The 7,271-nt window shown below is 69.6% G+C and carries 5 protein-coding genes and 1 pseudogene; 5 read left to right on the forward strand and 1 reads right to left on the reverse strand.

Translation table 11 applies throughout. The features are described from left to right. Nucleotides 1-292: 292 nt before the first annotated feature. The 5 genes from C6N31_RS39560 to C6N31_RS39580 all read left to right on the forward strand — a co-directional run bounded on the left by C6N31_RS39560 (nt 293) and on the right by C6N31_RS39580 (nt 6,029). Nucleotides 293-1,309: a GlxA family transcriptional regulator gene (locus tag C6N31_RS39560; protein ID WP_417792610.1), complete on the forward strand. Its 1,017-nt coding sequence runs from the start codon at nt 293-295 to the stop codon at nt 1,307-1,309. Beyond that, nucleotides 1,306-3,024: a thiamine pyrophosphate-binding protein gene (locus C6N31_RS39565; RefSeq protein ID WP_198359389.1), complete on the forward strand. Its 1,719-nt coding sequence runs from the start codon at nt 1,306-1,308 to the stop codon at nt 3,022-3,024. Before C6N31_RS39560 ends, C6N31_RS39565 begins: the two co-directional genes overlap by 4 nt. After that, nucleotides 2,996-3,649 (forward strand): SRPBCC family protein, encoded by a 654-nt coding sequence (locus C6N31_RS39570; protein WP_198359391.1) that lies wholly within the window; start codon nt 2,996-2,998, stop codon nt 3,647-3,649. The genes C6N31_RS39565 and C6N31_RS39570 overlap by 29 nt, the downstream gene beginning before the upstream one ends. Next, on the forward strand, nt 3,646-4,662 hold the full coding sequence (locus C6N31_RS39575) for a 3-oxoacyl-ACP synthase III family protein (RefSeq protein WP_198359393.1): 1,017 nt from the start codon (nt 3,646-3,648) through the stop codon (nt 4,660-4,662). Before C6N31_RS39570 ends, C6N31_RS39575 begins: the two co-directional genes overlap by 4 nt. Before the next feature lie 269 nt (nt 4,663-4,931). Then, nucleotides 4,932-6,029, forward strand: a complete 1,098-nt coding sequence (locus tag C6N31_RS39580; protein WP_198359395.1) for a GDSL-type esterase/lipase family protein — start codon at nt 4,932-4,934, stop codon at nt 6,027-6,029. 363 nt (nt 6,030-6,392) lie between these two features. Here the strand turns inward: C6N31_RS39580 and C6N31_RS39585 are convergent. After that, nucleotides 6,393-7,271 (reverse strand): annotated as a pseudogene (locus C6N31_RS39585) (glycoside hydrolase family 3 C-terminal domain-containing protein); the annotation flags it as partial.

Genomic DNA, 7,271 nt, shown 5'->3' on the forward strand with positions numbered 1-7,271 from the left:
CGGCGTTCGCGGTCGAGCGCGTGGCGCAGCCGCTACGGACGGCTCGCTCGGCTTCCCGCGATGCACTGCAATGAGCCACCGCGGCCGGAAGCTGCGTGTTTGATTCCTCGCAAGTCCTTGGGGACTCCGCGGCAGAGTCCTCCACGGGCGTGACCTGTCTCACCCGTTGCCGACTGAAGCTTCGTCAGTTTCCTGTTCAGCGGCGTCGCGCCGGGTTATCTCGGTGAGCCTGGCAGGATCCGTCAACAGACTGTCATTGCGGCCGTCCCCGCGGCGGATACAGGCTGTGACCGTGCTGATGCGACGTGTTGTGGTGGTTGTCTATTCCGGGGTCCAAGCGCTGGACATCGCCGGTCCGATCGAGGTGTTCGACACCCTCAACCGGCTGTTGGCCGAGCCGGGGACGGGCTACCGGATCGAGTGCGTCTCCGCCCACGCTCCTATGGTGTGCACCTCCTCGGGAATGGTGATCCAGGCCGAGCCACTGGACGCTGGCGAAGGCCCGATCGACACCCTTCTGGTCCCCGGTGGCTCGGGGTTGAAGGAGGCGTTGGCGGACCGGGCGCTGATCTCATGGATCGGGCAGGCCGCCGCCCGGTCCCGGCGGGTCGCGTCGGTGTGCGGAGGAGCATTCCTGCTGGCCGAGGCGGGGCTGTTGGACGGGCGGCGCGCCACCACCCACTGGGCGTACTGCGAGGAGATGGCCCGTCGATATCCGCAGGTGACGGTGGATCCGGGACCGATATTCGTCTGGGACGGCCGGTACGTGACCTCCGCCGGGGTGTCCACCGGTATCGACATGGCCCTGGCACTGGTGGAGGCCGATCACGGGGCGGTGATCGCACTGGAGATAGCCCGGTACCTGGTCCTGTTCTTCAAACGGCACGGCGGGCAGCCGCAGTTCAGCGCGATTCTGGACGCTCAGCTGGCCGACCGGGCGCCGGTGCGGGCCGCGCAGGAGTGGGTTCTGTCCGGCCTCGAACGTCGGCTGCCGGTCTCCGAGCTCGCGCAGCGGGCCAACATGAGTCCCCGGAACTTCGCCCGCGTCTTCCTGCGTGAGGTGGGCACGACGCCTGGCCAGTACGTGACGCGGATGCGTATCGCGCGGGCCCGCGAACTGCTCGAGACCACCGATCTGCCGGTAGGCCACGTCGCCCGCCGCTGCGGCTTCCCGAACGCCGAGACCTTCTGCCGCTCGTTCGGCCGTGCGGTGGGGCCCACCCCGGGCGAGTACCGACAGCGATTCCAGGCCATTTCGCCGTCAGGTCTCATGGTCGAGCCGGACCGGGCCGAGAGGAGCGCGGTATGACAGCCCGAGTGCGCCTCGTCGACTACCTTGCCGCGGAGTTGGGCCGGATGGGTGTCACGTACATGTTCGGCGTAGGTGGTGCGAACATCGAGGACCTGTACGAGGCCGTCCATGGCGCGACGGAATCCGTCCGCGGCATCGTGGCGAAGCACGAGTTCTCCGCTGCCACCATGGCCGACGGGTACGCCCGTGCCACAACACGTCTGGGCGTCGTCGCGGCCACCTCGGGCGGCGGTGCGATGAACCTGGTGCCCGGGCTGGCGGAGGCGTACGCCTCTCGGGTTCCGGTGCTGGCGTTGGTGGGGGAACCGCCGACCGTTCTCGCCGGTCGGGGAGCGTTCCAGGACTCCAGCGGTCAGGCGGGCTCCCTCGATGCGCTCGAGCTGTTCGGGTCCGTCACTCGCTTCTGCGCCCGGGTCGTCGAACCGGACTCCATCATCTCATTGTTGGCGCGGGCGGTCGCGGTGGCGCGGACGGATCCCAAGGGGCCGGCGGTGTTGCTTCTGCCCAAGGACGTACAGCAGGCGTTTGTCACGGTTCCCGGGCCGCGCGTGGCGGCGCACACCCCGCCGGCGGCGCTGCCGGAGGCCGCGGCCCTGGACCGTGCGGCGGCCGTGCTGCGGGGCGCGGACCGCGTGTTGCTGATCGCGGGTGAAGGGGTGGCCGCGGCCGGCGCGCGGGCCGAGCTTTGCGAGGTGGCGAGGCGGCTCGGCGCCTGGGTAGCGGTCACCCCGGACGCCAAGGACGTGTACGACAACCACGATCCCCGGTTCGTCGGAGTGGCCGGGGTGATGGGACATCCGAGCGTCGAGGACTGTCTGCGGCGGGCCGAGGCGTGTGTCCTGGTGGGTACCCGGCTGCCGGCAATGGCGCGTGGCGGATTGGACCGGGCGCTGGCAGACACCCCACTGATCTGCGTCGACCCAGAATCGCCGTTCGTGCCGGGCATCGCGCTGCACGGCAGTGTGCGCGACACACTGCGCGCACTGACCCGGCGGCTGGAACCGGCTGCGCGCGCCTGCCCCGCGCACATGGGCCCCACCCGGCTGCCACTGCCGCTGCCACTGCCGCCGGCCAACAGTGGCAGCACGTCCCACGCCGATGCGTTCGCCGCAATAGCTGCGGCGTTGCCGCAGGACGCGCATGTCTTCGTGGATGCCGGCAACACGGGAGCCGGCGCGATCCACCTTCTGCCCGCCCCACGGCATGGCCGCTTCGTGGTCGCGGTCGGCATGGGCGGTATGGGCTACACCTTCGGCGCCGGCATCGGCGCCGCGCTGGCCACCGGGCGGCGCACCTACGTGCTCGCCGGGGACGGGGCGTTCTTCATGCATGGGATGGAAGTGCACACCGCGGTGGAATACGCCGTGCCCGTCACCTTCGTGATCCTCAACAACAACGCGCACGGAATGTGCGTCACGCGCGAGCACCTGTTCCAAGGCGGCGCCCGCGAGGACAACGTGTTCCTCTCGTCCGACATCGCCGCCGGCGTCGGCGCGATGTTCCCGACTCTCGACGTGACCCGGGCCCGCAACGCGGCGCAGCTGCGCCAGGAGCTGCTGCGGAGCAACACCGGCGACGGTCCGGCATTCGTCGCCGTCGATGTCGACCGCCGCGAAATCCCACCGTTCCTTCCCTTCCTGACCGCCCCTGGTGGCAAGCCGAACGACACTGAGGAGACTGCAGATGAACGCGGACCGGTCCATGTTGGCTGATGTCCCCGGACTGATACGGGTGGAGAACACCAGCACCGAGCAGATGGCCGCCCGATGCCTGGAGATGACCCCTGCGGTCCACCAGCACCAACAGGTCTACGGGCAGTACTGCACCATCCAGGCTTACGCCGACTGCCCGCCGGAGCAGACCTACGAGTACCTGAGCCAGGGACACCACCTGGAGGAGTGGACCTTCAGCCTGCGCGGCTTCGCGCCGACCGAGACCCCGGGGCTGTGGGCCGGCTGGGACCTGCTGGCGCAGGACACCCGAATCTACTGCACGGTGGTGGCCAACCCCGAGGCCATGACCGTCGACTACCACTGTGCCTGGGACCAGGGCGACAAGCTCTGGATGATCTACCTGATGCGTGTCCTGCCCGCACAGTTGGTGCTCGACAAGCCGGGTTCGGTGATCACCTGGACCAACTGCCGGCACCCGTCCTACGACGACAACCCGCGCCCCGACCTCGCGCCCAGCGCGGACCGGCCATGGGTGGGCGACTACTGGGACCTGTTCTACGCCGGCCACACCGTGGAGATGGCGAACCTCACAGCGATCCTGGAGCACCGGCACCGAGGCGGCCTGCGGGTCAGTGTGCCGCCGGGCAGGACGGTGACCCGGTGACGACGGTGAGCCTCATCGACGTCGCCGGCTACCTGCCCGGTGAGCCGGTTCCCGCCGAGTTCTACACCGGCTACCAGGGCGCGCAGGACACCCTCCGCGACAACCCGATGTTCCGGATCCCGCCACTGCGCCACCACGTGGCCGCCGACGAGACCAACGTCGACATGGTCGAGCGTGCGGTACTTCCGCTGATCGAGCGGCACGGCCGGGACGAGATCCGGTCCGTGGACGTCCTCCTGGTGCACAGTCAACTGCCGGACATGCCGTTCGTGGGGGCCGGCACGGAGGTGGCACGCAGGTTGGGTCTGCATCCCGAGTGGCTGATCGACGTGGCCAACGCCGGCTGCGCGTCCTTCGTCTTCATGCTCGGACTGGCCCGGCAGATCCTCGCCACCACGGATGCCAGGTCCGCTCTGGTCTGCAACGCGCAGAGCGCTGCCGGCCGGCTCTTCACCCGGTCCGAGGTGCGCGGGCTCGCCCAGGCAGCGGTCCCCGGCGACGGGTGCGGCGTGGGATATCTGACAACATCACACGCTGCCCCGCTACTCGGCGTGGAAACCCTGCACGCCGGCGAGTACGCGGGAGACATGACAATGGTGCGTGACGACGGCCGCAGGTACTGGGAACCCGGGCCGTCGGCGTTGCGGATCGGGTTCACCGAGGCCGGCCTCTCGCAGGTGCTGGCCCGCGGCAACCGGCTCGTTCCACAGGTCGTCACCACCCTGTGCGGACGGCTCGGGAAAGCCACGACCGAGATCGACGTGCTGGTGACCAATCAACCCAACCGGACCTTTCTGCGGAACTGGCGGGACGCGCTGGAACTGGCCCCCGACCGGCACCCGGACACCTTCGACCGATGCGGCAACCTGTTCGGAGCCGCCATCCCGGTCACCCTGGACCACGCCATCCGCTCCGGGCACGTCAAGGACGGCAGTCTCGTGGTGCTGGGCGGGTTCGCCCACGCCGGGGACTTCGCCGGAGCCGCTGCGGTCCGGTGGCACGGGCAGGGGTAGCTGATGGTTCCACCCCGGCCCGCGGTCGGCCGCGGCCGGTGTCGGAGCCCTGACGGCTGCCGGCTGGCTCGCAGTTGCTGAGAGCCATCGCCCAGCCAGCCGGGACGGACCGGTTTCCAGCCACTGCGACGGACGCACTTCCGAGACTCATCGGTGTGTCCGCATTCCGCCCTGTCGGCCCCCGAACACGGGCAGGTAGCGTCCCGGACTCCCACGCTGGGAGTTACCGTCGCTCACTTCACCGACCACCGGAAGAGGAATGAGCCCAAGTGCCCACCACTTCACGCGATCACGCTGGTCGTCCTCGGCGCCTGTTCGCCGTGCTCACCGCGGGAGCTCTCGCCGCCGCCGCGCTGTGCGCGCCCGCACCCGCCGCGGCCGACGGCCCATCGGAACGTCCGGCCGCCATCGTCGCCATGGGCGACAGCCTGACCGCCGGTGAGGGAGGCGGAGCCTACGAGCCGGGCCTGCCGCCGTTCGGCAGTTACTGCCATCGGTCACCCAACGCCCAGGTGCCGCAGGCCAGGCCGGCGGGACTGGGCGTCGCGGTGAACCTGGCCTGCTCCGGCGCCACCACGGATGACGTCCGTATCGGCGGCACCGGCCGCTACGGCGAACCACCGCAGGCAGAACAGCTCAGGACCGCGGCTCGCACCTACGACATACGCACCGTCGTGCTGAACGTCGGTGCCAACGACATCCCCGCAGCCGGATTGACGATCACCTGTGCCAGCGCCTACCTCGTACCGGGGCCGCCGTGCTCCCGCGCGTGGAACACCCTGCTTCCCGGGCGGCTGTCGGCCATGGAACCGCGGATCGAGAAGGACCTGCGCGACATCCGCACCGTGATGCGACAAACGGGCTACGACGACGAAGCCTACGACCTCGTCCTGCAGTCCTACCCTTCGCCCTCCAGCGGGCTCTCCCGCTACTCCAGCGCACAGCGCGGCCTGCAGGGCTGCCCGTTCCAGGACGCTGACTTCGCCTGGGTGCACGACGTGGCGTTCCCGATGCTCTCGCAGTACCTGGAAAGGGCGGCGGCCAACGTGAGCGGCGTACGGTTCCTGGGACTGTCGGCGGCCTTGCAAGGCGGTCAGGTCTGCTCACCCGGCATCACCCACGGCGGTGAGCTCTCGTGGGGCCTGTTCCTGGACGTGTCCGCCCTCAGCCACGGCATCGGCCCCGATCTGGTCTCACAGTCCCTGCACCCCAACGCCGGCGGCTACCGGCAACTCGCCCGGTGTCTGCAGGCATTCGAGCAGTCGCCGGTACGCAGCGCGGAGTGCGAGCGCGGCACGGACGGACAACCGCGTCTCACGGCAACGCGGCGAGCCATCGGTCGATCGCCACTGAGCCGGAACCGCTGATGGAACGGTTTGCTGAGGCCGCCTGGGATCCGCAGGTATCCGCCCGGCCGCATCAACGCAGCTTCCACGTTCCGCTGAGAGCCCTCCGGCGTGCTGGCCCCGCAGTGCTCACGACGGCGCGGGCAGCAGAACTACCACCTAACCGCTTGATCTCGGCGGTCACTTCAGAGGATCCGCACCCGACCGCCAGGTGCGCCTGAGCCGAGCGCAGGGTCAAGGGCAGGGGCACGATGACAGCGTTGGCGCCGTGCCGAGCGAGTATGCGGAGGCCGCCTCATGGCTCTGCCGGCCACCTTCCGCTCGTCCACCGCCGCCGACCGGCCTGTCGTGGTGGCGGGATGCGCCGGTCGGGGCGTTCCATGGTCAGGCCATCGTGAACGTCGCGTGCAGGCGGCGCGTGTGGTCGAGGGGACGGACCGGGCCGGTCAGCGTGAGAGGGACGCTCAGTCGGGTGTCGGTGCTGGATGCGGCGATATGCAGTACCAGCGCGCCGGGTTCGACCAGGCGATGGCCCGCGCGTCCGGTGAAGGATGCCAGGTCGGCGGGAACAGCGACGCGAATGCGCACCAGTTGGCCCGGGGCGAGGGGGACTCGCCGGTATGCGACCAGGCGTTTCACCGGTTGTGCGACCGAAGCCACCGGGTCGTGCAGGTAGATCTGGACGACTTCGGTTCCCTCGCGGTCGCCCGCGTTGGTCAGGCTGAAGTCGAACCGGAACGCGCCGTCGGTACTGGCGCTGCCTTCCACGATGTCGAGTCCGGAGTAGGTGAAGTGGGTGTAGGTAGGTCAAACCATGGCCGAATCCATAGGCCGCAGTCGGATCGGTGCTGGACACCTCACCGGCCTGGGCCAGTCGGGCCGCGAGATAGGTGGAGGGTTGTACTGCGGGGCGACGGGGCACACTGACGGGCAGTTTCCCCGAGGGATTGACCCGTCCGCTGAGCACACCGGCGAGGGCGCGGGAGCCGGCTTCACCGGGGAAGAAGCACTGCACGATGCCGGCCGCCTCTGTCACCGCGCGGCCGAGCGCATAGGGGCGCCCGGCCAGGAGGGTGAGCACGACCGGTGTCCCGGTGTCGAGCACGGCATCGAGCAACTGCTGTTGGACACCACGGAGTTGAAGCAGTTCGACATCACATCCCTCGCCGCTGGTGCCGCGGCCGAAGAGCCCGGCCCGGTCCCCGACGGCTAGGGCGTGTGGGGGGTTGTGATCAAGGCTGTGATTCGAGGTGTCGGATCCAG

Origin of the sequence: Streptomyces fildesensis, assembly GCF_016107395.1 — a bacterium.
Taxonomy (GTDB): Bacteria; Actinomycetota; Actinomycetes; order Streptomycetales; family Streptomycetaceae; genus Actinacidiphila; species Actinacidiphila fildesensis.

Bases quoted from the DNA above. Each gene is read 5' to 3' on its own strand.
- C6N31_RS39570 (WP_198359391.1), top strand. From the start codon at position 2,996: ATGAACGCGGACCGGTCCATGTTGGCTGATGTCCCCGGACTGATACGG.
- C6N31_RS39565 (WP_198359389.1), top strand. From the start codon at position 1,306: ATGACAGCCCGAGTGCGCCTCGTCGACTACCTTGCCGCGGAGTTGGGC.